This window comes from Bradyrhizobium cosmicum (assembly GCF_032290525.1).
Classification (GTDB): domain Bacteria; phylum Pseudomonadota; class Alphaproteobacteria; order Rhizobiales; family Xanthobacteraceae; genus Bradyrhizobium; species Bradyrhizobium cosmicum_A.
On the sequence record NZ_JASXTA010000016.1, the window covers coordinates 1 to 25439 of the forward strand.

The window sequence follows — 25439 nt, forward strand, 5'->3', positions numbered from 1 at the left end:
CGCTGATTGACGCTCCGCGACAATCAGAGCGAACAAAACTCTTGCGCGCGACAATCATCGCGGCAATCATCACCTCGCCGCGACACCCACTCGCCATCCTGATTGTCGCGCGCTTCCCATCCAGATTGTCGCGCTATATCAACCGCTCGGCGGGACAGGTCGCGGCGATCGCCTTCTGCATCGCGGCGATGACTTCTGCTTGATGGTCGAGGTCTCCAATCATCAGAGCGATCGTTCGCCAGAATATTAAGACCGGCGAAAATCTACAGCCCGGAAAAGTACCGACTCAGGCGCCGTGCGGTCTTGGTCGAGGCTTACCGATGCGCTGGTCAGACCTTTGGCGCACCAGTCCGGCCGGACGTCCGCGCCGCGCATCCCGCAGGCGGAGCAGACGAAGCGCTCCTTGACTTCCGAATGCCGGATGAGCTGCGCGATGCCGGGCACGTCCTGACCGAGGTGGAGCCCGGCCAGGCATCCTCGCCAACGAGATGGTCTGCGAGTTCGTCAAAGACCGGGACGGCGCGCTTGTGCCGATGGTCGAGGGCTCGACCAGAGCCATTGCGATGACACAGCGGCATTGCGGCATCCCGCGCGTGCTGCGGTTCTCGGTCGCTCTATGAAACGAGGTAGCCAAATAAAAGAGGCCGCCAACTGAGGCGGCCTTACTTCCAGTGCTTCGCTACTTAGTGCTTTGTTCTTTTATCGACTATCAGAACATTCGCGCGGAGGCCTTTTTTATAAAGCAGCAGCAGGCCCACGCCCAATTGGCGCAGATCATTGCGGTACGGCCCAGGTGGCAGTCTCCGCGCGCGAAGAAGCGTGTTGGCTGCTTGCTCCCGCAAAGGAGAAGCCGCCACGTTTAATGGCAGATTCATGGGGCTATCCCATCCCGAAAAGGCAATAGCCGATTATGAGCATTATTAACGATTGGTGTCTGTCCGCTGACCGACTCAATTTCAACATTCAATCCGGGCCACCAGTCAAGCGACAATGGGTTTGGGCACCGGGCGAGCCCCGCTGTGCGACGGGAATGAAGAGACCGCCAATTGATAGGAACGATGCCTATTAGCCAAGCTTGGTACTGCATGCGTTTCAGACGCATGAGGTATCTCTTCGATAGCGGAAGCGGCCTCAGCCCTGGGTCGTGCCACCTTGGCCTGGGGCCGTTTCTTTGGGCTGGGGGCGGCGCTGCGATCTGACCGGGGTCATTCCGCCGCTCGCAGACCTTGCTCTGTCGGCTCATAGCGTTGGCCGTGCTGTTCGAGCCAGCCGCCTTCGACCATCTTCCGCGCCAGAGACATCGTGCATATCGGCTGGCTGCCACCTGGATGGTAGAGGCCGTCTCCGCGCTGGACCAAGAACCCGTAGACACGAGCCAGCCGCAGCGGCTTGATCATCTTGGGAAATAGAACGACGGATTTGTCGGTCATTTCCTCTCCCAAGCGCCGGTATCGATGATCGTTCCGGAATGCTTGGGCTGAAGAACTCCATCCCGCGGTCACGCGACCATGGGGGTCTTCCTTGTCGGCGCCTCGCGCGGGCGCGCTGCGGTTCTCTTCCCGCTCTGAAAGTCCTCTGGCGAAGGCTATCCTGCCGCGCGCCATCATTGTCACCACCATGACGCGCTCGCGTCCTTACTCGCGCGTGGGTGGGACCTGATTGAGGAGCTGCGAGATCGCGGTGACGAGCTGGGCCGGTGCGAATGGCTTCTGCAACAGGATGCTGTTTGGGACCCCTTGGGACCCCCAATCGTTCGCCGAAGCGCCAGTCATGTAGACGACGGGGAACGTCGGCTCTCGTTCACGGACCTGTCTGGCCAAGTCCCAGCCGCTGAGCCTGCCCTTGAGGTTCACGTCCGCAACCAGGGCGCGGTACTCTTTCACCCCGCTCTTGAAGAGAGTCAGGGCTTCCTCCGAGGAGGATAGAATGTCGGTCGCGAAGCCGCCCTCGATGAGCGCTTCCTCGACCACAGCCTGCAATGGGTATTCGTCCTCAACGACCAAAATGAGTGGTGGTCCCTCTGGCATGTTCGCCCCGTCGTTGACCGCCAACTTACAATCAGACGGCGCGCTCCCGGCTAAGGTTCAAAAGTGAACACAATAAGGAAGGTCGGTTCCGGATACATCATCGTCGCCGCCATGACCGTCACCGCCATGACGCGCTGGCCTCATCCCACGACCCGATACCGGGCGAACATCACCGGCCCGCCGCGCTCGGCGACCAGCAGCACGATTCGGCTGCCGCCTGCCATTCCGACCGGTCGTGAACCGCCTTCGGCAGGTGGCGGGCGGCAATTCCGCTCTATCTTGAGCGAATGAGCAACGATGACGAATATCGCCGCCGAGCGGCCGAGGCTCAGAAGGAAGCCGACAGGGCTCATAACGATTACGATCGCGCGTCTTGGCTCCGCGTCGCGCAGGGCTTTCTGAACCTGATCCGCAAGCGATCCGAGAAGGACGCCTCCGGAAAGCCGGACTCAGACGCCTCGAATTGACCTCCAACATGGAACGCCGCCGCCCGGACCCTTGATCGGATCGTCGAGGGGGCGCCCCCAGCCGTGATCAGACGCCGACAGGCCGGCGCCAGTTCGGCGGCATCCGCTCGCCCGCGAGAAGCAGCGATTCTTCTCCTCGGTCCAATCGCGCTGATCGCGCCATGCCTGGAAATCCGCCTCGGTGCGACGGGACAGGAACGCGCGCCAGGCCGTCTCGAAATCCGCGCGGGCCTGCTCGAAAGTGGCGGCAGAACCATATCGGTGCTCGCCGGGCTGAGAGCCGGGATAGAACCCGCACCTTCAGCCCCATTGATCCTGATCGTGGGGGAGGCCGGCACGAACCGAGATGCCACCGATCTCGACAACGCCATAGAAGACCAGCCACGCTTCCTCGGCACGGTTGGGGTTACGGCGGCGGGTGAGTTGGGGCGCGGTCATGGCCTATAAAAACGCAGGCGATGACGGCGGCAATTGACGGTTCATCGGGGAGGGACCGGCCTCAGAATTGGTGGGCAGTGACGGGCTCGAACCGCCGACATCCTGCGTGTAAAGCAGGCGCTCTACCAACTGAGCTAACCGCCCGTGCCGTCGTATCTGGTACGGCTAGCTCGCCGCGCCAAAAACCATCAATTACTTCAATGGCTTCATCCGTTGAGCAATCCCGGTGTAAACGAGATGCTCTAACCAGCTGAGCTAACCGCCCAAGTGCGCCTCTTTAACGTGCGCCTCTTTAGCGCCCCGGCGGGTGTCGAGGCAAGGGCCGAGCGCGCCGCGAACTGGCTCCGTTTGCGGCGCGGTCAGGGTTTTCATGCCGGACACGAGCAGCCCTGCAGGAGAGCCCGGCGCAAGGCAATCCTCTTTCGTAGCTTGTCGTCCGGCCGAGGAGGCGGCGATCGTGCTCGCCGCCGCGCAGCGCCCCGAAACGCCCGATATCAGGCCGTCTTGGTGAACATCGTCAGGACGCCGTCGGCGATGTTGATCGCGACGACTTGTGACGAACTCAGGCCCTTGGCTTTGAGCACGGAGGCTGCCTGCGGTGTGGCGTCGATGGACTGCCGAAGCGACTGGATGTCTTGATCGCTTGTCTGCGCCACGAGTTCATCGACCTTCGCGCGCACTGCCGGCTGCAGTTCCTTCACATCCACAACCTGTATGCTCCGGATCACCGTGCTGGATTGTTCGGACGGCTGTTCCGCGCCGGGTTGCGACGATGCGCCCTGTGCCTGCACCAGAGCCGGTGTTCCGAGGGAGATAACTGCAACGATGACGGATGCCGTGAAGCTGCGCATGGTCTGCCTTTCCGTTTGAGGAACGGCGAAGCTACCGAGGAAATCTGGTTGGCGTCTGATTCCGATGTGGCCGTTCGGTGAAACCAATGCGGCCGCAATGCGCACGGATGAGGAGCTGAGGCCGAGAAAGTCTCCCGAGTTCAGGAGTGGACTGGGTTTGTCAGGTGGGCGATAGAAGTCGCCTGACCTGAGTGACAGAGGTTCCGATGCAACAGCCGAGCGGACACGCTGAGAACGCCGACCAGATCGCCTATTGGAACGGGCCGAGCGGGCAACGCTGGGCCGATCGCCACGCGGCGCAGGAGAGCCTGCTCGGGCCGATCGCCGACGTCCTGATCGATCGCGCAGTGCCGAGGCCGGGAGAGCGCGTGCTCGATGTCGGCTGCGGCTCCGGTGCGACGACATTTGCGTTCGCAAAGGCGGTCGCGCCCGACGGCTTCGCGCTCGGGCTCGACGTCTCCGAGCCGATGCTGTCGCAGGCGCGCGCGTTTGCGCCAAAGGGCCTGCCGCTGGATTTCGTGCTCGCGGATGCGACGGTGCATCCGTTCGAGCCGGCGAGCTTTGATCTGCTCGTCTCGCGCTTCGGCGTGATGTTCTTCGCCGATCCGATCGCCTCCTTCACCAATCTCCGCCGGGCACTGCAGCTGTCGGGGCGGCTGGCGTTTGCCTGCTGGCGCGAGCCGAAGGAAAACCCGTGGATGATGGCGCCGCTGATGGCGGTTTACAAACACGTCCCGAAAATGCCGCCGGTCGGGCCGGAGGAGCCGGGCCCGTTCGCCTTTGCCTCGGAAGAGCGCGTGATGCGCATCCTGAAAGGCGGCGGCTTCGTCGACGTCGCGATGGAGCCGCATAATCTCGCGATGGATGTCGCGATCGGCAGCGGTCTCGACGCCGCCGTCGACGGCGCGCTCCAGATTGGTCCGGCCAGCCGCGCGCTGCAAGGCCATCCGCCGGAGACCTACGCGGCGGCCAAGGCTTCGATCCGCGAGATGCTCGCGCCGTTCCTGACGGGGCAGTCAGTGGCGTTGCAGGGCGCTATCTGGATCGTCACGGCGAAGGCGGCGTAGCGTTCGCTACCCGACACCGCCAGACGTACGTCGCTGAACACACGCTCGGTGTCGTCGCCGCGGAGGCGGGGACCCATAACCACAGGGAGAAGTTGCGGCGTGAGGTTGGCAACTACGAGTCCTCGCCAAACGACTTCCTGTGGTTACGGGTCCCGGATCAGCGCTCCGCTTCGCTGCGCTTGTCCGGGACGACAGTGGAGATTGAAGCCGCTGTCCCTCACACCACATCATCCGGTGCCAGCGCACAGCCATTGTCCGGATGCGTCTCGATCTGAAGCGTGGTGTGGCCGATGCGGAATGACGCCTTCAGCTGCTGCGCCGTCTCCATCAGGAATGCGTCGCCGGCTCCGGTGGGCATGACGAGATGACAGGTCAGCGCCGTCTCGGTGGTCGAGATCGGCCAGACATGGAGATCGTGGATTCCCGCGACGCCGGGCCGCTCCAGCAGAAACATCTTGATCGCGCCAAGGTCGGTGCCTTTCGGCGCTGCCGCCATCGACATGTCGATGGAGCTGCGCAGCAGGCTGGTGGTGCTCCAGAGGATGGTGGCGCAGATGACGAGGCTGGTGACGGGATCGAGCCAGAGCCAGCCGGTCCAGATGATCAGCGCCGCCGAGATGACGACCCCGAGCGACACGGCGGCGTCGGCCGCCATGTGCAGGTACGCGCCTTCGATATTGATGTCGTCCTTGCGACCTCTGGCGAACAGCAGTGCGGTAAATCCGTTGATGAGGATGCCGATGCCGGCGACCACCATCACGGTGACGCCGGCGACCGGCTCCGGCTCGCGCAGCCGCAAGATCGCTTCCCACCCGATCGCGCCGGTTGCGACCAGCAGGAACACGGCGTTCGCGAGTGCTGCCAGGATGGTGGAGGCGCGAAAACCGTAGGTGAAGCGGCCGCTCGGCGCGCGCCGCGCCGCGATCGACGCGCCCCAGGCCACGACCAGGCCGAGCACGTCGGAAAGGTTATGGCCGGCATCCGCGAGCAGAGCCGTGGAGTTGCCGATATAGCCGTAGACCGCTTCCGCTATGACCAGCGCCGTGTTGAGGGTAATACCGATTGCGAACGCCTTGCCGAAATTGGCGGGCGCATGGACATGCGCGTGGCCGTGACCATGCTCATGCGAATGATCGCCATGGTCATGGTGGTGATGACCGCAATGGTCGTGGCTGCCCAACCTAGCGCTCCCTGGACGCCGCCAATTCAGGCGCCATTGTAGGCGTTTCGGCAGCCCCGTCACGGCGGAACAGCACGTAGAGCGCCGGCAGCACCAACAATGTCAACACGGTCGAGGAGATGATGCCGCCGATCACCACGGTCGCAAGCGGCCGCTGCACCTCGGCGCCGGCGCCGGTGGCGAGCGCCATGGGGACGAAGCCGAGGGAGGCGACGAGGGCGGTCATCAGCACCGGCCGCAGCCGCGTCAGCGCGCCCTCGCGCACGGCGTCCGCGATGGGCCGCCCCTCGCTGCGCAGCCGCTCGATGAAGGCGATGATGACGAGCCCGTTGAGCACGGCGACGCCCGACAGTGCGATGAAGCCAACGCCGGCGCTGATCGACAGCGGGATACCGCGCAGCAGCAGCGCCGCGATGCCGCCGGTCAGCGCCAGCGGCACGCCGGAGAACACCAGCGCCGCATCCGCCGCCGATCCCATCCCCATGAACAGCAGCAGGAATACCAGCAGAAGCGCCACCGGCACCACGATGGTCAGCCGCTTGGTGGCGGAGACCAGTTGCTCGAACTGGCCGCCCCAGCCGATCCAGTAGCCCGGCGGCAGTTTGACCTTCTCGGCGACGGCCGCTTCGGCCTCGGTGACGAAGGAGCCGAGATCGCGCGCGCGGACATTGGCGGTGACGACGATGCGCCGCTTGCCGTTCTCGCGGCTGATCTGGTTCGGGCCGGGCGTCGCATCGACGGTGGCGACCGACGACAGCGGCACATTGCGCATCTGGGCGAGGGCGGATCCGGACAGTGTTGTCCGGATCGGCGCGTTGGCTTCCTCGCTCGGTGGCAGCGGGATCGGGATCGCCCGGATCGCATCGAGATTGCCGCGCAGATGCTCCGGCAGGCGCACGACGATGTCGAACCGGCGGTCGCCCTCGAACAGCTTGCCGGCCGATTTGCCGCCCACCGCGATCTCGACGATACCCTGCACCTCACCGACGCTTAGGCCGTAGCGGGCGAGCGCCTGGCGGTCGAGGCGGACGGTGAGGATCGGCAGGCCCGAGACCTGCTCGATCTTGACGTCGCTGGCGCCGCGGATGCCGCGGATCGCGGCCTCGACCTGCTTGGCGGCGCCCTGCAGGATGTCCAGGTCGTCGCCGAAGATCTTGACGCCGACGTCGCTGCGCACGCCGGAGATCAGTTCGTTGACACGGAACTGGATCGGCTGGGAGATTTCATAGGCGCTGCCGGGAATGTCGTCGGCGGCTTTGTCGATGGCCTCGATCACCTCCGATTTGGGCTTGCTCGGATCGGGCCATTCGGCGCGCGGCTTGAGCATGATGTAGCCATCGGTCTGCGCCGGCGACATCGGGTCGGTCGCGATCTCTGCGGTGCCGATGCGGGTGAAGAATTCCTTCACCTCGGGGATTTGCGTGATGCGTTTCTCCAGCGCCTTTTGAAGATCCAGCGACTGCGTGAGGCTGGTGCCGGGAATCCGGATCGAGGCCAGCGCGACGTCGCCTTCGTCCAGGCTCGGAATGAACTCGCCGCCCATGCGCGCAGCGGCGATACCGCTCGCAACCACGATGATGGCAGCCATGATCGCGACCGCGGCCCGGTTGTCGACTGCAAAACGGAGCAGGGGGAGATAAGCGCGCTTGGCCAACCGCATGAACAGGTTTTCGTGTTCCGACACCCTGCCGGTGACGAAGACAGCGACCGCCGCCGGCACGAAGGTGATGGAGAACAGCACGGCCGCGGCCAGCGCCATCAGCACGGTCAGTGCCATCGGCGTGAACATCTTGCCTTCGACGCCGGTCAGCGTCAGCACGGGCAGATAGACCACCGCGATGATCAGCGTTCCGAACAGACTCGGCTTGATGACCTCGCGCGAGCCGCGCAGGATCGCGCGCAGCCGTTCGGAGGTCGTGAGCAGGCCGCCTTTCTCGCGCTGGGCCACGGCCAGCGTGCGCAGGCAATTCTCGACGATGATCACGGCGCCGTCGACGATGATGCCGAAGTCGATCGCGCCGAGGCTCATCAGGTTCGCGCTGACTTTGGTTTCGACCATGCCGGTGATGGTCATGGCCATGGACAGGGGAATGACGCAGGCCACCACCAGTGCCGCGCGGATGTTTCCGAGGATCAGGAACAGCACGGCCACGACCAGCGCCGCCCCTTCCAGCAGGTTGTTCTGCACCGTGCGGATGGTCGCCTCGACCAAATGGGTGCGGTCGTAGACGGTTCGCGTCACGACGCCGTCGGGCAGCGATTTGGCGATCTCCTCGAGACGGGCTGCTACACGGCGCGCCACCGTGCGGCTGTTCTCGCCGATCAGTAGCATGGCGGTGCCGAGCACGGTTTCCTCGCCGTCGCGCGTCGCCGCTCCGGTGCGCAGATCGCGACCTTCCGTGACCCTCGCAACATCCCTGATCCTGACGGGATTGCCGCCGCGCGAGCCGATCACGATGTCCTGGATCTCGCTGATATTGCCGACCTGGCCCGGGGAACGAACCAGATACTGCTCGCCATTGCGCTCGATATAGCCGGCGCCCACATTGGCATTGTTGGCAGCTAGCGCCGTCATGACGTCGCGAAAGCCGAGCCGGTAGGCCATCAGCTTGCCGGGGTCCGGCAGCACGTGGAATTGCCGCTCGAAGCCGCCGATGGTGTTGACCTCGATTACCCCCGGCACATTGCGAAGCTGCGGCCGGATGATCCAGTCCTGCACGGTGCGCAAATCGGTCAGCGAATAGTCGTGACCGCCTTGCGTCCTCGCGCCCGCCTTGGCCTCGACGGTGTACATGAAGATTTCACCGAGCCCGGTCGAGACCGGACCCATCGCGACCTCGACGCCGGAAGGAAGCTGGTCCTTCACCTGCTGGATGCGCTCGCCCACGAGTTGGCGGGCAAAGTAGATATCGGTGCCGTCCTCGAACACGATCGTCACCTGGCTCAGGCCGTAGCGCGACAGCGAGCGGGTGTAGTCGAGCTTGGGCAGGCCGCCCATCGCGGTCTCGACGGGGAAGGTGATGCGCTGCTCGGTCTCCAGCGGCGAATAGCCGGGCGCGCGGGTGTTGATCTGGACCTGGACGTTGGTGATGTCGGGGACGGCGTCGATCGGCAGCCGCTGGAAATTCCAGGCTCCGAAGGCGAGGGCGCCGAGCGCGAGCAGCAGGACCAGCCAGCGTTGCTGAAGCGAAATTGCGATGAGGCGCTCAATCATGCTCGGCCTCGCCCTTGCCCATCTCCGCCTTCACGACGAAGCTGTTCTCCGCGACGTAATGCTCGCCGGCCGAAAGGCCCGCTTTGATCTCGACATGGCGCGGATCGGAATCCCCGAGCTCGACGGGGCGCGCCTCGATCTTATCGCCGTCCTCGCGGACAAAGACGATGGTCCTGTTCTCCAGCGTCTGGATCGCGCTCCGGCGGACGGCGACCGCGACATTGCGTGCGGTGAGGATCAGGCGCGCCGTGACGAACAGGCCGGGACGCAGCCGTCCATCCGGGTTTGGCAACACCACGCGGGCCAGCGCGGTCTGGGTCTCGCTCGAGCCGATCGGTGCCATGTAGGAGATCGTGCCCTTGATCTCGCCGCGGCCGTCGTCGGGATCGATCAGGACTTCATCATTGAGCCGCACGCGCCGCAGGTCCTGCCGGTAGATCGACAGATCGACCCAGATGGTGGAGAGGTCGGCGACGACGAAGGCCGGCTTCTGCTCGGAAGCGTATTCGCCGAGCGAGATCTGCCGCTCGATGATGGTGCCGGCGAGCGGCGCCTTGAGCTCGTAGACGGTGAGGCTCTGGTTGCTCTCGATCGCGGCGAGCAGATCGTCCTTGCCGACCTTGTCGCCGATGCGCTTCTGGATCGATTTTGCAATTCCGGGAAAGCGGGGTGTGACCTGAACGACCGCCTCCTGGTTGGCGCGCAGGATGCCGTTGAAGGACAGCGTATCGGTCAGCGTCGCGCTTGCGGCCTCAGCCAGCACCACGCCGGCGGCGGCCAGCTTGACGTCGGAGATGCGGATGCGGTCGGCGCCGTGCTCGTCCTGCTCGACATGATCGCTCGACTTCTTCTGTTCGGAATGCTCGGCATGCTCGGTGCGCGCGATCCCGGCCGGAGCGAGCAGGGAATAGCCGTAAGCGCCGAGCGCGGCGGCAACGATGGCAATGAGGATGGTGGAGGACGTTTTCATCGTGCGCTCTCCCGCGCCAGCGTGAAAGGATTGCCGACGAGACCTTCGATGGTCGCGACCCCCGCATGGAAATTCTGCAGCGCCTCCTGTTCGCGCAGGCGGGCCTGGGTAACGCTCGCCTGGGCGTCGAGCACCTCGAGCAGGGTGAAGCGACCCTGGCCGTAGCCTTGCGCGATCGCCTCGGAGGCTTCGACGGCCTTGGGGATCGCGGTCTCGCGCAGCACGGCGAGTTCGCGTCGCGAGCCCTGCAGCGAATCGTAGGCACGGCCGGCGACCACGATCAGCGTGTTGCGGTTGGCCTCGCGCTCGGCCCCGGTCTTGGCGAGGCTCTCCTGCGCCGAGAGGATGTTGCCCTGGTTCTGGTCGAACACGGGGATCGGCACCGAGACGGTCAGGCGCGCCGCGTCGTCATTGGTCTCGTTGAAATGGCGCCAGCCGGCGGCGATCCGCACGTCGGGATAGGGCCTGAGCCGAGCCATCAACAATTCGGCATTGCGCTGGGCATAGACGGCCGTCCAGCGCACCAGCTGCGGATTGGCATCGATGGCGGCGACGACCGACTGGAACGTCGGCGTCTTGCCCATGGTGTCGAGCCGGCCGGAGACCTCACCGAATTTCGCCGCGGGATCGCCCATCAGCACCGCAAGCTCGCGCCGCGCGCTCGCCAGCGTCGCCTTGAAGCGCTCGCGGTCGGCTTTCACCAGGGCGGAGGCGACCTCGGCGCGGCCGGTCTCGGCCGGCGAGGAGGCTCCGGCCTCGACGCGGCGTCGCAGCAGCGGTGTCAGCCGGTCGATCGCGGCAATCTGCTCGTCGAGGATCTGGATGCGCCGCTGCGCGCCGAGCACGCTGAGGAAGGCGATCGCGGTCTCCGACAGCACCTCCAGCCTGACGGCCTTGCGCTGGACCGCGGCGACCTCGATGCCGGCTGCGCCTGCGGCGATCCGCGCGTCGCGCTTGCCGAACAGCTCGAAGGCCTGGCTGATCTGGAGCGTGGTCTCGGCCGATCTTGTGCCGCGATACATGCCCGACCCGAACGAATTGTCCTGTTCATAGGACAGTTCCGGATTGAGCAGGGCGCCTGCCTGGATGCGCTGGCCGGTGGCGATGCCGACGTCGCGCTCCGCTGCGGTGAGCCGCGGGCTCGCGGCCAGCGCGCGCGACAGGGCGCTCCGCATCGTCAAAGTCTGGGCGTGAGACGGCAGCACCAGGGATGGGCTGATGAGAATAGCCATCGCGCAAGCCACGCGCGCGGCTGTTCGCCTGCAAAACATGAATAGGGCCTGTGATGGAGAATCGATGGGCGCACGCGGCGCCCGGCTGATCCGTTCAGGTCAGATGTTTGGGAGGCGGGGAGTCGGTATCGGGCACGACGCCCGCAAGCACAGTCAGACGAGGCGGGTTCGAAACGGCCATCAACTCCGACATCGTGCCAGGCAGCAGGAGTTGCGCGACGACCACCGAGAAACAACCATGGCAGTGATGGGCTGCCAGCGTCTTGCTATCTGTATCTCCGGAATCTGATCCAGGCGCCGCAGCGATTTCAAGCTGGCCGAACGGATTGGTCACGTCCAGGCATTGGCACGTGTGCAATACGCTCGACAGCAGATAGGTGATTGCGAGGCACGCAGCCAACGGCCCGCGCCAGTTGCGCAGGCGGAACAATCGGATTGGCCGGCGGATCGCAGTCACGGATTTGCTCTCGTTACGTCCCGGTTCGTAGCATGGCACCGGGAACAGTGTCGACCGGCAATAATGTTACGTGTGCGGAACTCAACGCCGCAGCTGCACGCGTGGATGCGACTGCAAGCGGCTCGCGAAACGCAGGGGATAGTGGTCTCATTCGGCAGCTTCCGACACCCGCTCCGGCATGACCGCCCCATCTCCGGAACGCAGCCCAAAGCCCTTCACCAGGGCAAAAATCGCGGGGATCACGATCAACGTCAGCAATGTCGAGGACATCATGCCGCCGATCATGGGCACGGCGATGCGCTGCATGATCTCCGAGCCCGTGCCGCTACTCCACATGATCGGCAGCAGGCCGGCCATGATCGCAACGACCGTCATCATCTTCGGGCGGACGCGGTCGACGGCGCCCGCCATGATGGCCGCGTGGAGATCCTCGCGGGTCGGCGAGCGACCCGCGAGGGCGCAACGCGCTCTCGTCTCGGCGAGCGCCTGGTTGAGATAGATCAGCATCACCACGCCGGTTTCGGCCGCCACGCCAGCGAGCGCGATGAAGCCGACGGCGACGGCGACCGACAGGTTGAAGCCGAGCCACCACATCAGCCAGAGGCCGCCGATCAGGGCGAACGGCAGCGCGAGCATCACGATCATGGTTTCGGTGACCGAGCGGAAGTTGAGGTAGAGCAGCAGGAAGATGACCAGCAGCGTCACCGGCACCACGATCTTGAGCCGCGCGGTGGCGCGTTCGAGATATTCGTATTGTCCGCTCCAGACCAGATAATAGCCCGGCGCGAACTGGACGCTCGTCTGCACGGCGCGCTGCGCTTCTGCGACATAGCCGCCGAGGTCGCGGTCGCGGATATCGACATAGATGTAGGTCGCGAGCTGACCGTTCTCGGTCCGGATCGAGGTCGGACCGCGCGCGGGCGTCACGCTTGCGACTTCGCCGAGCGGGACGGCGCCGCCCGCCGGCATCGGCACCAGGATGTCGCTGGCGATCGCCTTGGGATTGTCGCGCAGATCGCGCGGATAGCGCATGTTGACCGTGAAGCGCTGGCGGCCCTCGACCGTCGTCGTCACCGTCTGGCCGCCGAGCGCGGTCGCAATGGTGTCCTGGACGTCCTGCACCATGATGCCGTAGCGCGCCAGCGCCTCGCGGTTCGGCGTGATCTCGAGATAATAGCCGCCGAGGCTGCGCTCGGCATAGGCCGAGGAGGTGCCGGGCACGGCCTTCAGCACCTGCTCGACCTGCCTTGCAAGCTTGTCGATGCCGGCGAGATCGGTGCCGATGACCTTGACGCCAACGGGCGTGCGAATGCCGGTCGAGAGCATGTCGATGCGCGCCTTGATCGGCATGGTCCAGGCATTAGAGACGCCGGGGAACTGGAGCGCCTTGTCCATCTCGGCGATCAGGCTGTCGATGGTGACGCCGGCGCGCCACTGCTCCTTCGGTTTCAGGTTGACGATGGTCTCGAACATCTCCGACGGTGCGGGGTCGGTCGCGGTCGCTGCGCGGCCGGCCTTGCCGTAAACGGAGGCAACCTCGGGGAACGAACGGATGATGCGGTCCTGGGTCTGCATCAGCTCGGCCGCCTTGGTCACGGAGATGCCGGGCAGTGTGGTCGGCATGTAGAGCAGGGTGCCTTCGTTGAGGTTCGGCATGAACTCGGTGCCGAGCTGCCGCGCCGGCCAGACCGAGGCGGCGAGCACGCCGATCGCGAGCAGGATCACCGGGATTTTGGCGCGCAGCACGCCTGATATGACCGGGCGGTAGATCCAGATCAGGAAGCGGTTGATCGGATTCTTGTGCTCCGGAATGATCCTGCCGCGGACGAAGATCATCATCAGCGCCGGCACCAGGGTGACCGACAACAATGCAGCGGCCGCCATCGCAAAGGTCTTGGTGAAGGCGAGCGGGCTGAACAGCCGGCCCTCCTGCGATTCCAGCGTGAAGATCGGCATGAACGACACGGTGATGATCAGGAGGCTGAAGAACAGCGCCGGGCCGACCTCCGATGCCGCCTCGATCAGGATCACGACGCGCGAGCGGCCGGGATCGGCGCGCTCGAGGTGCTTGTGCGCGTTCTCGATCATGACGATGGCAGCATCGATCATGGCGCCGATCGCGATGGCGATGCCACCGAGGCTCATGATGTTGGATCCGATTCCGAACAGCTTCATCGCGCCGAACGCCATCAGCACGCCGACGGGAAGCATCAGGATCGCGACCAGCGCGCTGCGCACATGCAGCAGGAACACCATGCAGACGAGCGCGACGACGATGCTCTCCTCGACCAGCGTATGCTTCAGCGTGTCGATGGCGGCATAGATCAGGTTCGAGCGGTCATAGACCGGAACGATCTCGACCGACTTCGGCAGGCTGGTCGCGATCTGCCTGAACCGCTCCTTGACGTTCTCGATCACGTCGAGCGCATTCTTGCCGAAGCGCTGGAGCACGATGCCGCTCGCCACCTCGCCCTCGCCGTTGAGCTCGGCGATGCCGCGCCGCTCGTCGGGGCCGAGCTCGACGCGGGCGACGTCGCGCAGCTTGACCGGCGTCCCGTTGTCGGTTTTCAGCACGATGTTGCCGATGTCGTCGGCGCTTCTGAGATAGCCCTTGCCGCGGATGACATATTCGAATTCGGAAAGCTCGACGGTGCGGCCGCCGACATCGGCGTTGCTGGCGCGGACCGCGTCGCGCACCTTCACCATGGTGATGCCGAGGTCACGCATGCGCTGCGGATCGAGAATGACGTTGTACTGCTTGACGAAGCCGCCGACGGAGGCGACCTCCGCGACTCCTTCCGCCTTGGCGAGCGCGAATTTCAGGTTCCAGTCCTGGATCGTTCGCGTCTCCGCGAGGTTCAGCTCCCTGGACATCACGGCATATTGGTAGACCCAGCCGACGCCGGTGGCGTCGGGACCGATCGTCGGGGTGACACCGGCGGGCAGCCGCGAGGCCGCGCCGTTGAGGAATTCGAGCACGCGCGAGCGCGCCCAGTAGATGTCGGTGCCGTCCTCGAAGATGACGTAGACGAAGGAGACGCCGAAGAACGAGAAGCCGCGCACCACCTTCGACTTCGGCACCGTCAGCATCGCGGTGGTGAGGGGATAGGTGACCTGGTCCTCGATCACCTGCGGCGCCTGTCCCGGATATTCGGTGTAGACGATGACCTGGGTGTCGGAGAGATCGGGGATGGCGTCCAGCGGCAAATGGAGCAGTGCGTAGAGGCCGGCCGCAGCGGCAAAGCCGGTGCCGAACAGCACCAGCAGCAGGTTGTGCGCCGACCAGGCGATGAGGCGTGCGATCATGGCTTCGCTCCCGTCGCCTTGTCGCCGTCGCGCGCGTTGCCGGCATCGGAAAAGGCTTTGAGCGCCGCCTTCAGATTGCTCTCGGCGTCGATCAGGAAGTTGGCGGAGGTGACGACCGCATCGCCCTCGGCAAGACCATCGCGGATCTCGACATGGCCGTCGCCGCGCCGCCCGAGCTTGACCTCGCGTGGCTCGAAGCGGCCCTGGCCCTTGTCCACCAGCACGGTCTGCCGGCTACCGGTGTCAAGCACCGCACTCTCGGCGACGCTGAGGACCGGCGCCGGGGTGCCGGTTTCGATCTCGGCATCGACGTACATGTCGGGAAGCAGCGCGAAATCGGCATTCGCCAGCTCGATTCGCACCCGCGCGGTGCGGGTCTCCTTGTTCACCTGCGGATAGATGACGCTGATCAGCGCCTTGAAATCCCTGCCGGGATAGCTGCGGGCCCTGATCGTGACCGGCTGGCCGATGGTGATGTTGCCGAGGTCACGTTCGGCGATATCGACGGTTGCCCATACTTGCGAGATGTCGGCGATGCGGAACAGCACGTCGCCGGGCTGGGCGCGCATGCCCTCGATCGCGTTGCGCTGGAGCACGACGCCGTCGCGCGGCGCCGACCATTGGATGACGATCGGAACCGAGTGGCTCTTCTCCATCTCGGAGATGACCGGCTCGGGGACGTCGAGATTGACGAGGCGCTGGCGCGAGCCGCGGCCATAGGGCTCGATGCCCGCAATCGTCTTCGAGGTGATGGTCGCGAGATATTCGGCCGCCGCGGACGAGACCGCCGAGCTGTAGATTTCCATCAACGGCTGCCCCTTGGTCACGCGGCTGCCGGTGGTGACGTCGGCGACCTTCTGCACAAAGCTCTCGGCGCGCATCGCAACCACCGAGATTCGGCGTTCGTCGAGCTGGATGGTGCCGGGCGCCCGCACCAGCATTCTGATCCGGCGCAATTCGGCCGGTTCGGATCTGACGCCGCTGCGCTGGATCTTGGCGGGCGACAGCTTGACCGAACCGTCGTCGCTGTCCTCGCCTTCGTAGACGGGAATGTAGTCCATCCCCATCGAGTCCTTCTTCGGCACCGGCGAGGTGTCCGGCAGGCCCATCGGGTTGCGGTAGTACTTGATCTTGCGCTCGGCCCCGGTGTCGGCCGTCATCACCTCGGGCGCCGGGTCGGGCGTATCGAAGCTGACGTCCTCGCTCGCGCGAACGGCACGGTAGTCGCGGCCGTCAACCGTCTTCTTCGGTGTGAGCGAGTAGAAGGGCTTGCCGTCGGGGTCCTTGAAATAGACTGCTGAGCCCGCGTCCGCCGCATGGGCGGCGGCAGCAAGGATGCTTGACTCTGGTTGCGGTCGCAGACCGCCGCCAGCGAGCAGCGCGGCACCTGCCGCTGCGAGGATCGCAGCGGCAGCGCCGACGAAGGCGAGGCGGGTCATTTCTCGGCCGTGACGACGAGCTTGTTCTCGACCGTGCCGGTCTCGCCCTGCACCTTGGCGCCGAGCGAGAGCTGCCAGCGTCCGGCCATGCTGAAATTGGCCTTGAAGCGGTAGGTCCCGGGTTCGGTGCCCGGCATCGGTGTCACCTTGGTCACCATCTCCTGCATGCCGTCAGGGGCCATGTCGAGCCGGCTGGCGAAGATCACGGCGTCGGGTACCGCTTTGCCGCTGGTCTTGTCGACCAGCCGCACGGTCACGATGCGATCGGCGCCGGCCTTGACGGTCGGCTGGGTGAGCTGGAACTCAAAGTTCTTGATTTCGGCATGGGCGGCACCGGTGAACGCAGCGCCGATCAGCGCGGCCATGGCGGCACGCGCTAGGTTGGACATGGTCATTTCAATTCCTCGATAGGTCTGATGGAGCCGCCGGGCTACATGCGGCGAGCCGGGATGCAGCAAGGCGACAGGAAATGGCGTGCACGCAGATGTCTGCGCGCACGATCATCGGGCGCGTCAGCGCCGATCAGGCCTGGGGTCGAGGGGGATGGTCGGGCGGCTTTGCCGCGAGTCCGTCGCGCAAGCGATCGCTGCTCAGGGCAAGCGCGCTCCGCTGCGGCTGGCGCGCGACCACCGAGCTCGCGCCGGACGGAGCGGCGAGCGACAGGCTCAGCATGCACAGCGCGACGAACGGACAGGAATCGCAGGTCTTGCTCTTGGTCTGGTCCGGACAGCAGGGCATGTCGTCCGACGTCGCCTGCATGTCATCGGACATGGCCGGCAGGCCGCTGCCGGCACCCGATACCGGCATGGCGGATGCAGCGGTCGCAAGCGGCGCGAGCAGCAGCCCGGCGGCGACCAGCAGCATCACGACGGCGTTGGCGAACCGTTTCAGGCGCATGCGCCATTGTCGCACGTCGGCGCGGAACCCGCAAATCGGGCAGCTTCACGATTTAGCCATGCAAGCGCGTCCCGGGGATGGTTAACACAGGATAGGCAAGGGACGGGCACGCGGTTGCAAAATGCGGAAAGGCCCCAGCCGGGGGCAACCGGCTGAGGCCTTGTGCTCACAATCTTCATCCTTGGGACTCGCATACCCAACCCGCAGCTGCGGGGTTCGTTCCTGCCAGCGGCAGAAAAATAGGAACGTTTGTCTCCCCCTCTCATTAGCGCCCCGGAGCATATGAGGAGGATGGGACGATGGACGGACTGATTTATCTGATCGGCTTGATCGTCGTGATCATGGCGATCTTGTCGTTCTTCGGCCTGCGCTGAGAGAGCGGCGATGGCGATGGAAACTCTGATACGGGAAGAGATCATGGAAGGCAACGGCGTCGCTGCCGAGGAACGCCGAAGCATCCAGTGGAGCTCGATCATCGCAGGTGCGTTGGCCGCCGGTGCGATGTCGTTCATCCTGATCGGCTTTGGCGTTGCCGTCGGCCTCGGTGTCAGCTCGGCCTCGCCGACGTGGCGGGATGCATCGGCGGCGCTGGCGCTGCTGTCGGGACTGTATCTGATCATCCAGGCGATTATCAGCTTCGGCTTTGGCGGCTATGTCGCCGGCCGGACGACGCGACCAGCGCCGGCGATCACGACGATCGAAGACGACGGCGAACGGCGGGACGGGCTGCATGGCCTGATGTCCTGGGCGCTCGCCGTGCTGCTTGGTGCCGCTCTGCTCGCCATGCTCGGCGCAGCGGCGATTGACCGTTCGCCGATGCGCAGTTCGGCCAGTAATATGTCCGCCGCCGAGCCTCTGTTGAGTTACGAGCTGGACAAGCTGTTTCGAGCACCGCGGCGGCCCCCCAACACGGACCTCAGGGAAGCTCGCGCCGAAGCGGGACGCATCCTGATGACGTCATCGAGCCACAGCGGTGTCAGCACCGATGACCGGACGTATCTCGTGCAGCAGGTGGCCGCGCTCACGGGGCTCGCGCCGGCCGACTCGGAACGCCGGGTCGATGCGCTGATCGCAGACTCAAAGACCGCCATCAATCGGGCGCGGCGCAACTCCATCATCGTGGCTTTCTCCGTCGCCGCGGCGACGCTGATCGGCGCTGCGGTGGCCTGGGCGGCGGCTGTTGCCGGCGGACGGCACCGCGACGGCGAGCCATTGCCGAACTGGATGGCAAGCTCGAACCGCTTCCATCGCACTCCACGCGCGATGCCGGTGCCGTAACATGCAGAATGATGGCCGGGAGCAATCCCGGCCACATGACTTTGACGAGTGGCTAGGCCTTCTCCTCCCAGATCATGGCGAGGTGCACGATGGTCTGCACCGCCTTCTCCATGTCCTGACGGCTGACCCATTCGAGCCGCGAATGAAATGCGTGCTCGCCGGCGAAGATGTTGGGGCAGGGCAGGCCCATGAAGGACAGGCGCGAGCCGTCGGTGCCGCCGCGGATCGCTGTGCGCATCGGGCGCAAGCCGGCGCGGCGGATCGCCTCGATGGCGTATTCGAGGATGTGCGGATGACGGTCGATCACCTGCTTCATGTTGCGGTACTGCTCCCGCACCTCGAACGTGTAGGTCGAGCGCGGATAGTCCTTCATCACGTCCTTGACGATGCCCTCGAGCAGATCCTCCTTCTCCTTCAGCCCCTCCTCGGTGAAGTCGCGCACGATGAAGGACAGTGTCGCCTGCTCCAGCGCGCCCTCGATGCCGATCGGATGCAGGAAGCCCTGCTTGCCTGAGGTCGTCTCCGGCGAGCAGCCTTCCTTGGGCAGGCGCTCGACGATGGCGGCCGCGATCTTGATCGCATGCTCCATCTTGCCCTTGGCGTAGCCGGGATGGGCGCTGACGCCGTTGATGGTGATGGTGGCGCCGTCGGCGGAGAAGGTCTCGTCCTCGACGCAGCCGGCGCTTTCGCCGTCCATGGTGTAGCCGAAATCGGCGCCGAGCTTCTTGATGTCGACATTGTCGACGCCGCGGCCGATCTCCTCGTCGGGCGTGAACAGGATCTTGATGGTGCCGTGCTTCACATCGGGGTTGTTGATGAAGAAATACGCGGCATCCATGATCTCGGCGACGCCGGCCTTGTTGTCGGCGCCAAGCAATGTGGTGCCGTCGGTGGTGATGATGTCGTTGCCGATCTGGTTCTTCAGCGCGGGATGCTCGGCGAAGCGGATCACCTGGCTGGCGTCGCCGGGCAGCACGATGTCGCCGCCGCGATAGTTCTTCACCATCTGCGGCTTGACGTCCTTTCCGGTGACGTCGGGCGAAGTGTCCATGTGCGAGCAGAAGCAGATCACCGGCACCTTTTTGTCGGTGTTGGCCGGGATCGTTCCGTAGACATAGCCGTAATCATCGAGATGGGCATCCGCGATGCCGATGGCCTTCAGCTCGGCGACGAGCACGCGGCCGAGGTCTTTCTGCTTCTCGGTCGAGGGCGAAGCCGGGGAGTCCGGATCGGACTGGGTATCGATGGTGACGTAGCGCAGGAAGCGCTCGGTCACGGTATGCGTGAAGGTGAGGAAGGACATTCTGATCAAACCGCCGGGGCTTTTAGGGAAGCAGGCGGTATATCAGAAAACGGCGCCAGCGTTGCGGCCGGAACGAGGCCGGATCAGGCTTAATGAAACGTAGTCTCAGATCGCCTCTTTCAGTTCCTTGACGGGGCGGAAGGCAACCTTCTTGCTGGCCTTGATGTGGATCGCCTCGCCGGTCGCCGGGTTGCGGCCGGTGCGGGCGGCGCGCTTGCGGACCTGGAGGATGCCGAGCCCGACGATACGGACGCGGTCGCCCTTTTTGAGGTGCTTGGTGATCAGCTCGACCATGTCGGTGAGGACGGCCTCGGCGCGCTTCTTCGAGAGGTCCTGGCTCTCCGCGATGTCGGCGGCAAGGTGCTTGAGCGTGATCGTGGCCGGAGCGGGTGGCTTCTTCGCCGAATCCTTCTTAGCCATGTCTGGCCTCCTCAATGACGGGGAAGCCCCGGAAAAGTCGGGAAAGCGTGGGGATCCCTCTAAGTTCCTGGAAGGCGTAGACGATTCGGGCGCAGGCTGACTATGCCGCGAGTTCCCCAAGGGGCCGGAAAAGCCGGTGCAGCCGCGAAAGGCGTCGAGAAGTTCGGGCTAAGACTATGAAGGGATTGCCAAAATGGCGCGAGGGACTGGGGCTTTTACCTCAATCAGCCCAGCCATTCCCGCCTGCTCCTGGTTCATCCCAAGCCGCCCTCGATATCGAAATGCTCGCTGTAAGCGATCGGCGTGCCCGCGATCAGCTGCTTCAGCGCGGCCTTGCGCTCGAGCAGGACCAGGCGGCGCAGGTCGCGGCCGTCGCGATAGAGCAGGTCCAGTCCACCCGTTGCGGGCGAAAATCTTGACGTCATGGTTGGCAGGAGCTGGCCGCGATAGCCGTCGTACTTGATCTCGTGGATCCAGCACTCTCCGCGCCGGACGCGGTCGACCTGCTCGGCGAGCACGGGCGCGATGAAGCCCGGGAAGGGCGCCTTGGTCCCGATCGTCTTCTGCTTTTCGCGACGCAACGCCACTCGACAAGCTCCACGCCAATTAACCTATTGACGGGACACAGCTTGCGATTCCCGGTCAATTCAGTACCCTACACCGATTGTACGCAGAGATGTTGCTTTCCATTTATTTGTCGGGAGAAAGCATGTTTGACGCCGCCAAATGTCAAGAACTCGCGATTGAATACAAGGCCCTTGCCCAATTATCCGATGTGTCTGTGCAACGAGCAATGTTGCAGAAGAACATCGCAAGGACCTTCACCGGATTAGCTAGTCAATTGGACAGGCTTGCCGCTCTGATGAGAGACGAAGCCCAGCGGCTCAGGAGCGGTCTGTCCGAAACAACAGAAGCGTCATAACTGAGCGTCTAGGCGCGGACTCGCGAATATGCGATGATCACGGCATTGGAGGCGTCTCGGAGGATAGGCCTTCGCCTGAAATGACTTTCGTCCATCTTCGAAGTCGTGATTGTAGTGTCTTGGCCTCTCTAAGTTCAATTGAGACCGCCGTAAGAACCGCTGGCTTCGTTCTATGACTGCCCGGCTCATTTCGACTAGGGCGCGCGTCTGGTCGAGGATAAGTGGCAAGTCATCGAGTTGCCCGCGTCTCTTTCGCTCCGTGATGTCTCCGTCGCAAATCACGTGAGGGGCCTTATTTGTCGTGGAGTCGGTCCCCTTCATTCGTCTTACCGGGCGCGGGGATCAAATCTTCCACTCGCTTCAGACCAGCGGCTTTAAAGAGACCGAGCGTGATGACGATCATCATCAGCATGGTTCCAGCCAGTGCCAGCAGCGTCCACATGGGATGTTCTCCCTGTCCGCCCCGAGAGAGAACTCTGACAATCAACTCTCGGTTCCAAAGATCAAACTAGGCCACTCCCGAGGCCAATACCCTTTATGGCACGTGAACGTACAGAGAACAAATCAGCCATTCAAAGTGTGTATCAGGCTGTGTATCTGCCGATTGGTCCGCCCGGTAGGGGCCTGACCTTACGAATGAATTTTAACGCGTGCAGCGCGGTGGCACTCCCTGGCGGAATCGCAACAAGCGCGAACGAACCCGGGCCAAAAGTGTCAGGCGCCGGCCATCCTGACATCCTGAAGCTAACGGGCTCAAATCTGTCTGGATCAAGTGATTGATTTTGTGCCACTAAATGGCGCGAGAGACGGGGCTCGAACCCGCGACCTCCGGCGTGACAGGCCGGCGCTCTAACCAACTGAGCTACTCCCGCGTGGTTCGCTGATCGCGCGCGGAACGAGGGGGGACTTAAAGGCGGGGCTGGGTGAAGTCAAGGACGTTGCGCTTCGCGGGGATATCTCGGCTAAGCATTGCTCTGGAAAACGAAAAGGCCGCCCGGAGGCGGCCATTGGTCAGCCTGGACGAGGACCGCCTCAACGGATCTCCGATATGCCCGCGCTCGTCACGACCACCGGCTTGCCGGCCTTGATGACATGGGTGGACTGGGCGGTCTGGCTGTAATCGGCATTGGTGCGGGCTGCGATCCCGAAGCCGGCCACTGCGATGCCGGCCACCAGCGCCACCACCACGATCTTCAGGTGGGTCGCACGATCAGCAGAGTGAATTGAGTGGTTCATATGAGCCTCCCGACGGGCTTCGCCGCCGTCTATGGCTCACGTCTTAAGGACCATCTGTTTCCGGATGGTTTCGCGGGTTCCGCAAAATGGTTTCATTAATGCGCGCGCTTGGTTTCGCCGGGCTGGCGGCGAACGCCGCCCTGCCGATATCGCCCCGGATCGAACGGGCCGCCCAGACGAACAGCAGGGCACCCAGCGTGGTCGTGACCGCCGCCGAGAGCAGGGAGTAGCGCACGGCATCGGCGCCGTAAGCGCCCTTCAGGGCGTCGTTGACCATGCCGACCGCGAGCGGGCCGACGCCCTGGCCGAAGCAGGTCGCGGTGAGTGCGATCAGCGCTGAGGCGAGCGCCCGCATGCTCGGCTTTGCCACCGTCTGCGCGATCGCGAAGATCGGACCGAGATGGAAGCCGACCAGGAACGAGGTCAGCGCCAGCATCGCCACCATCATCGAAAAATCCTGCGTCAGCATGCATAGTGCGAACACCGGGCCGGCCAGCCCTGAGGTGATCGCCGGCGCCCACAGCTTCCAGCGGTCGTCGCGGCGGCTCACTTGCGCCACCACGAAACCGCCGAGCAGGGTGCCGGCCATGCCGGCGAGCCCTTTGAAGGTGCCGGCATAGGTGCCGATCTCGGCGCTCGACAGATGGTGCACACGGGCGAGGAATGGCGGAATCCAGGCGGCAGTCGCGTAGTTGGTGTAGGTGGTCAGGCAGAAGCCGATCAGCACGATGACGAAGCTCTGCTGCGAGGCGAGGAAGCGCAGCGTCGGCCCGAGCGGCTCGGGCACGAAGGCCTCCTGCATCGCGCCGCGCTTCGGCTCCGAGATCGTCAGCCACAGCACCAATGCGAGCAGGATGCCGGGCAGGCCCGCGACGTAGAACGCCATCCGCCAGCCATAGTGCTGGTTGACGTAGCCGCCGACGAAATAGCCGAGGAAAACTCCGAGATAGGTGCCGATGGCGTAAATGCCGAGCGCGCGCGGACGCTCGTTCTTGGCGAAGAGATCGGCGACGATCGACTGCGAGGCCGGGGAACCCGCGGATTCGCCGATGCCGACGCCGATGCGCGCCAGCGCCAGCGAGGTCACGCTCGAGGCAGCGCCGCACAGCGCCGTCATTGCGCTCCAGAACGCAAAGGCTGCGGCCACGATGTTGCGCCGGTTGAGCCGGTCGGCGACGCGCGCGATGGGAATGCCGAGCAGGGAATAGAACAGCGCGAAGCCGAAGCCCGCGAGCAGGCCCATCATGGTGTCGCTGAGGGCAAACTCCTTCTTGATCGGCTCGATCAGGACGTTGAAGATCGTGCGGTCGAGGAAGTTCAGGGCGTAGATGATGGTGAGCAGGCCCAGCACGTAATAGCGCCGTGCCGAGGGCTTTTCCGCCGCAGTCGTTTTCGCCGACATCTGTGACGTCACATCGACCATCGCATCCCCCCAACTTGTCTTTGTTATCGTTGTCGGTCCAGCCTATTCGGGCTGGCAGGTCAGCCTTCGCGGATGTAATTCCCCGCTTCGAATTCGACCGGCGCTGCACTTGCATCGAACGACACGCCGATCGGGTCGCGATCGGCTTCCATCGCTTCCAGCTGCTCGCTGAGCATGCGCCGGATCATCAGGACGCCGCGGTCGCTCTGGCCGAAATGCTCCTCGGAGTGGATGGTCTGCGGACCCTGGCCGACCTGGGCCTCGTAATCCCCCGGGAATTGCTGGTGCTCGGCCTCCGTCATGTCCCACCAGAATTTTCCGTTGAATTTCGAGCGCATCCGGCCGATGTCGCCTGAATTCTTGACGCGACCGGCGACGTAGATGCGGAACGAGGTGTCGTCGATCGGCAGCGTCCAGCCGATCGACTCCACACGCGCGAACTGCGCCACGCGCGGGTTGGGCACGACCCGCAAAGTGGGGAGGGCGGCTTCGGTGACGCGGTAAAACACACGGCCGTCGTCCTGCTTGCGGATCGAGCGCACGGCGATGCCGCGCGGCGTCTTGTCGAACTTCACCTCAGGCATCGAGGCCATCATGTCAGTGAATTGCGGTCCCGAGAACGAGCCGTGCAGCACCGGCACGTGATAGGGATCGACCACGTTCTCGAAATGCTGGAGCCAGTTGCAGGGGATGACCGCCGGCCCGCCGCCGCCGATCGAGGAATCGTCGGCCTCGACGAACTCGCCGTCGTCCATGTTTTCCAGGCACTCGTAAGCCGGCAGCACCGGGCGTTTCCCGGCGGGGCCCATATAGGCGAAGATCAGCCCATAGCGCTCCTCGATCGGATACCAGGGCTGGCGCACCTTGTCCTTGAACTGGCCGCCGTCGGGCTCGCAGGGCTGCTCCAGGCAGTGCCCCTCGGCGTCGAACTTCCAGCCGTGATAGCAGCAGCGTATGCCGTCGTCCTCGACCTTGCCGTAATAGAGCGTGGTGCCGCGATGGCAGCAGCGCGCGTGCAGGAGACCGGCGCGGCCGTGCTTGTCGCGGAACAGGATGAGGTCCTCAGCCAGCGCGCGCACCTTCTTAGGGGTGTCGGTTGCATCGCTGGCGAGCCCGACCGGATGCCAGTAGCGGCGTAGCAATTCACCCATCGGCGTGCCGCGCACGACCGAGGTGAGCTCGGTGCGCGTCTGCGCCGGCTTCATCGCATAGCCAGTGCCGAGATCGCAATCCCGCGGGGTCATGGTCATGCTGTTCCTCCCGCGCCGCTGGCCTTGGATGGCCGGTCATCTTCGCGTGTTGGTTCAGTCAA

26 protein-coding genes and 2 tRNA genes are annotated in these 25439 nt (G+C 64.5%); 4 read left to right on the plus strand and 24 right to left on the minus strand.

Annotation, left to right across the window (positions count from 1 at the left end):
- Positions 1-203, plus strand: a 203-nt coding sequence (locus tag QSV46_RS26075; protein WP_314958213.1) for a hypothetical protein, incomplete at its 5' end; no start/stop codon positions are given.
- A 480-nt stretch (positions 204-683) separates the two neighbouring features.
- Here the strand turns inward: QSV46_RS26075 and QSV46_RS26080 are convergent.
- The 7 genes from QSV46_RS26080 to QSV46_RS26110 all read right to left on the minus strand — a co-directional run bounded on the left by QSV46_RS26080 (position 684) and on the right by QSV46_RS26110 (position 3783).
- Positions 684-875, minus strand: a complete 192-nt coding sequence (locus QSV46_RS26080; RefSeq protein WP_314958215.1) for a hypothetical protein — start codon at positions 873-875, stop codon at positions 684-686.
- A gap of 330 nt (positions 876-1205) precedes the next feature.
- Positions 1206-1619 (minus strand): hypothetical protein, encoded by a 414-nt coding sequence (locus tag QSV46_RS26085; RefSeq protein ID WP_314958217.1) that lies wholly within the window; start codon positions 1617-1619, stop codon positions 1206-1208.
- A 15-nt stretch (positions 1620-1634) separates the two neighbouring features.
- Complete coding sequence (locus QSV46_RS26090) at positions 1635-2027, minus strand: response regulator (RefSeq protein WP_314958627.1); 393 nt, start codon at positions 2025-2027, stop codon at positions 1635-1637.
- A gap of 140 nt (positions 2028-2167) precedes the next feature.
- Positions 2168-2380: a hypothetical protein gene (locus QSV46_RS26095; RefSeq protein ID WP_314958219.1), complete on the minus strand. Its 213-nt coding sequence runs from the start codon at positions 2378-2380 to the stop codon at positions 2168-2170.
- A gap of 414 nt (positions 2381-2794) precedes the next feature.
- Positions 2795-2932: a hypothetical protein gene (locus QSV46_RS26100; RefSeq protein WP_314958221.1), complete on the minus strand. Its 138-nt coding sequence runs from the start codon at positions 2930-2932 to the stop codon at positions 2795-2797.
- Positions 2933-3000: 68 nt separating this feature from the next.
- Positions 3001-3076: transfer RNA gene (locus tag QSV46_RS26105), tRNA-Val, on the minus strand.
- 350 nt (positions 3077-3426) lie between these two features.
- Positions 3427-3783, minus strand: a complete 357-nt coding sequence (locus QSV46_RS26110; protein ID WP_314958223.1) for a hypothetical protein — start codon at positions 3781-3783, stop codon at positions 3427-3429.
- Between the two features lie 206 nt (positions 3784-3989).
- Here QSV46_RS26110 and QSV46_RS26115 point away from each other — a divergent pair, with 206 nt between their 5' ends.
- Entirely contained in the window at positions 3990-4850 is an 861-nt protein-coding gene (locus QSV46_RS26115) for a class I SAM-dependent methyltransferase (protein ID WP_314958225.1), read from the plus strand.
- Positions 4851-5067: 217 nt separating this feature from the next.
- On the opposite strand, the gene QSV46_RS26120 is transcribed toward QSV46_RS26115, so the two are convergent.
- From QSV46_RS26120 to QSV46_RS26160, 9 genes are all read right to left on the minus strand, one after another.
- Positions 5068-6030 carry a cation diffusion facilitator family transporter gene (locus QSV46_RS26120; RefSeq protein ID WP_314958227.1) on the minus strand — a complete coding sequence of 321 codons (963 nt, stop codon included), beginning with the start codon at positions 6028-6030 and terminating at the stop codon, positions 5068-5070.
- A gap of 1 nt (position 6031) precedes the next feature.
- Positions 6032-9244 carry a CusA/CzcA family heavy metal efflux RND transporter gene (locus QSV46_RS26125; protein WP_314958229.1) on the minus strand — a complete coding sequence of 1071 codons (3213 nt, stop codon included), beginning with the start codon at positions 9242-9244 and terminating at the stop codon, positions 6032-6034.
- Entirely contained in the window at positions 9237-10214 is a 978-nt protein-coding gene (gene ihpB / locus QSV46_RS26130; protein WP_314958231.1) for a divalent metal ion exporter adaptor subunit IhpB, read from the minus strand. The genes QSV46_RS26125 and ihpB overlap by 8 nt, the downstream gene beginning before the upstream one ends.
- On the minus strand, positions 10211-11485 hold the full coding sequence (gene ihpA, locus QSV46_RS26135) for a divalent metal ion exporter subunit IhpA (protein WP_314958234.1): 1275 nt from the start codon (positions 11483-11485) through the stop codon (positions 10211-10213). Before ihpA ends, ihpB begins: the two co-directional genes overlap by 4 nt.
- A 55-nt stretch (positions 11486-11540) precedes the next feature.
- Positions 11541-11903, minus strand: coding sequence for a hypothetical protein (locus QSV46_RS26140; protein WP_314958235.1), 363 nt, complete (start codon positions 11901-11903; stop codon positions 11541-11543).
- A 147-nt stretch (positions 11904-12050) separates the two neighbouring features.
- Positions 12051-15209, minus strand: coding sequence for a CusA/CzcA family heavy metal efflux RND transporter (locus QSV46_RS26145; RefSeq protein ID WP_314958237.1), 3159 nt, complete (start codon positions 15207-15209; stop codon positions 12051-12053).
- A complete protein-coding gene (locus QSV46_RS26150) occupies positions 15206-16648 on the minus strand; it encodes an efflux RND transporter periplasmic adaptor subunit (protein ID WP_314958239.1) in 1443 nt (480 codons plus the stop codon). The genes QSV46_RS26145 and QSV46_RS26150 overlap by 4 nt, the downstream gene beginning before the upstream one ends.
- Positions 16645-17043: a FixH family protein gene (locus tag QSV46_RS26155; RefSeq protein WP_314958240.1), complete on the minus strand. Its 399-nt coding sequence runs from the start codon at positions 17041-17043 to the stop codon at positions 16645-16647. The genes QSV46_RS26150 and QSV46_RS26155 overlap by 4 nt, the downstream gene beginning before the upstream one ends.
- A 127-nt stretch (positions 17044-17170) precedes the next feature.
- Complete coding sequence (locus QSV46_RS26160; RefSeq protein WP_314958242.1) at positions 17171-17545, minus strand: hypothetical protein; 375 nt, start codon at positions 17543-17545, stop codon at positions 17171-17173.
- Between the two features lie 384 nt (positions 17546-17929).
- Here QSV46_RS26160 and QSV46_RS26165 point away from each other — a divergent pair, with 384 nt between their 5' ends.
- Positions 17930-18823, plus strand: coding sequence for a hypothetical protein (locus QSV46_RS26165; RefSeq protein WP_314958244.1), 894 nt, complete (start codon positions 17930-17932; stop codon positions 18821-18823).
- A 52-nt stretch (positions 18824-18875) separates the two neighbouring features.
- On the opposite strand, the gene pepT is transcribed toward QSV46_RS26165, so the two are convergent.
- The 3 genes from pepT to QSV46_RS26180 all read right to left on the minus strand — a co-directional run bounded on the left by pepT (position 18876) and on the right by QSV46_RS26180 (position 21133).
- Positions 18876-20126, minus strand: a complete 1251-nt coding sequence (gene pepT, locus QSV46_RS26170) for a peptidase T (protein WP_314958246.1) — start codon at positions 20124-20126, stop codon at positions 18876-18878.
- Positions 20127-20231: 105 nt separating this feature from the next.
- On the minus strand, positions 20232-20546 hold the full coding sequence (locus QSV46_RS26175; RefSeq protein WP_314958248.1) for an HU family DNA-binding protein: 315 nt from the start codon (positions 20544-20546) through the stop codon (positions 20232-20234).
- A 254-nt stretch (positions 20547-20800) separates the two neighbouring features.
- Positions 20801-21133, minus strand: a complete 333-nt coding sequence (locus QSV46_RS26180) for a hypothetical protein (RefSeq protein WP_314958251.1) — start codon at positions 21131-21133, stop codon at positions 20801-20803.
- A 122-nt stretch (positions 21134-21255) separates the two neighbouring features.
- Between QSV46_RS26180 and QSV46_RS26185 the strand changes: the two genes are divergently transcribed.
- Entirely contained in the window at positions 21256-21468 is a 213-nt protein-coding gene (locus tag QSV46_RS26185) for a hypothetical protein (protein ID WP_314958253.1), read from the plus strand.
- Positions 21469-21760: 292 nt separating this feature from the next.
- Here QSV46_RS26185 and QSV46_RS26190 read toward each other — a convergent pair whose 3' ends face one another.
- From QSV46_RS26190 to QSV46_RS26210, 5 genes are all read right to left on the minus strand, one after another.
- Positions 21761-21910 (minus strand): hypothetical protein, encoded by a 150-nt coding sequence (locus tag QSV46_RS26190; RefSeq protein ID WP_314958255.1) that lies wholly within the window; start codon positions 21908-21910, stop codon positions 21761-21763.
- Between the two features lie 353 nt (positions 21911-22263).
- Positions 22264-22340 (minus strand) — tRNA-Asp (locus tag QSV46_RS26195).
- A gap of 160 nt (positions 22341-22500) precedes the next feature.
- Entirely contained in the window at positions 22501-22704 is a 204-nt protein-coding gene (locus QSV46_RS26200; protein WP_314958257.1) for a hypothetical protein, read from the minus strand.
- A 43-nt stretch (positions 22705-22747) separates the two neighbouring features.
- Positions 22748-24127 carry an MFS transporter gene (locus tag QSV46_RS26205; protein WP_314958258.1) on the minus strand — a complete coding sequence of 460 codons (1380 nt, stop codon included), beginning with the start codon at positions 24125-24127 and terminating at the stop codon, positions 22748-22750.
- Between the two features lie 59 nt (positions 24128-24186).
- Positions 24187-25377, minus strand: coding sequence for an aromatic ring-hydroxylating dioxygenase subunit alpha (locus QSV46_RS26210; protein ID WP_314958260.1), 1191 nt, complete (start codon positions 25375-25377; stop codon positions 24187-24189).
- Between the last annotated feature and the right edge of the window lie 62 nt (positions 25378-25439).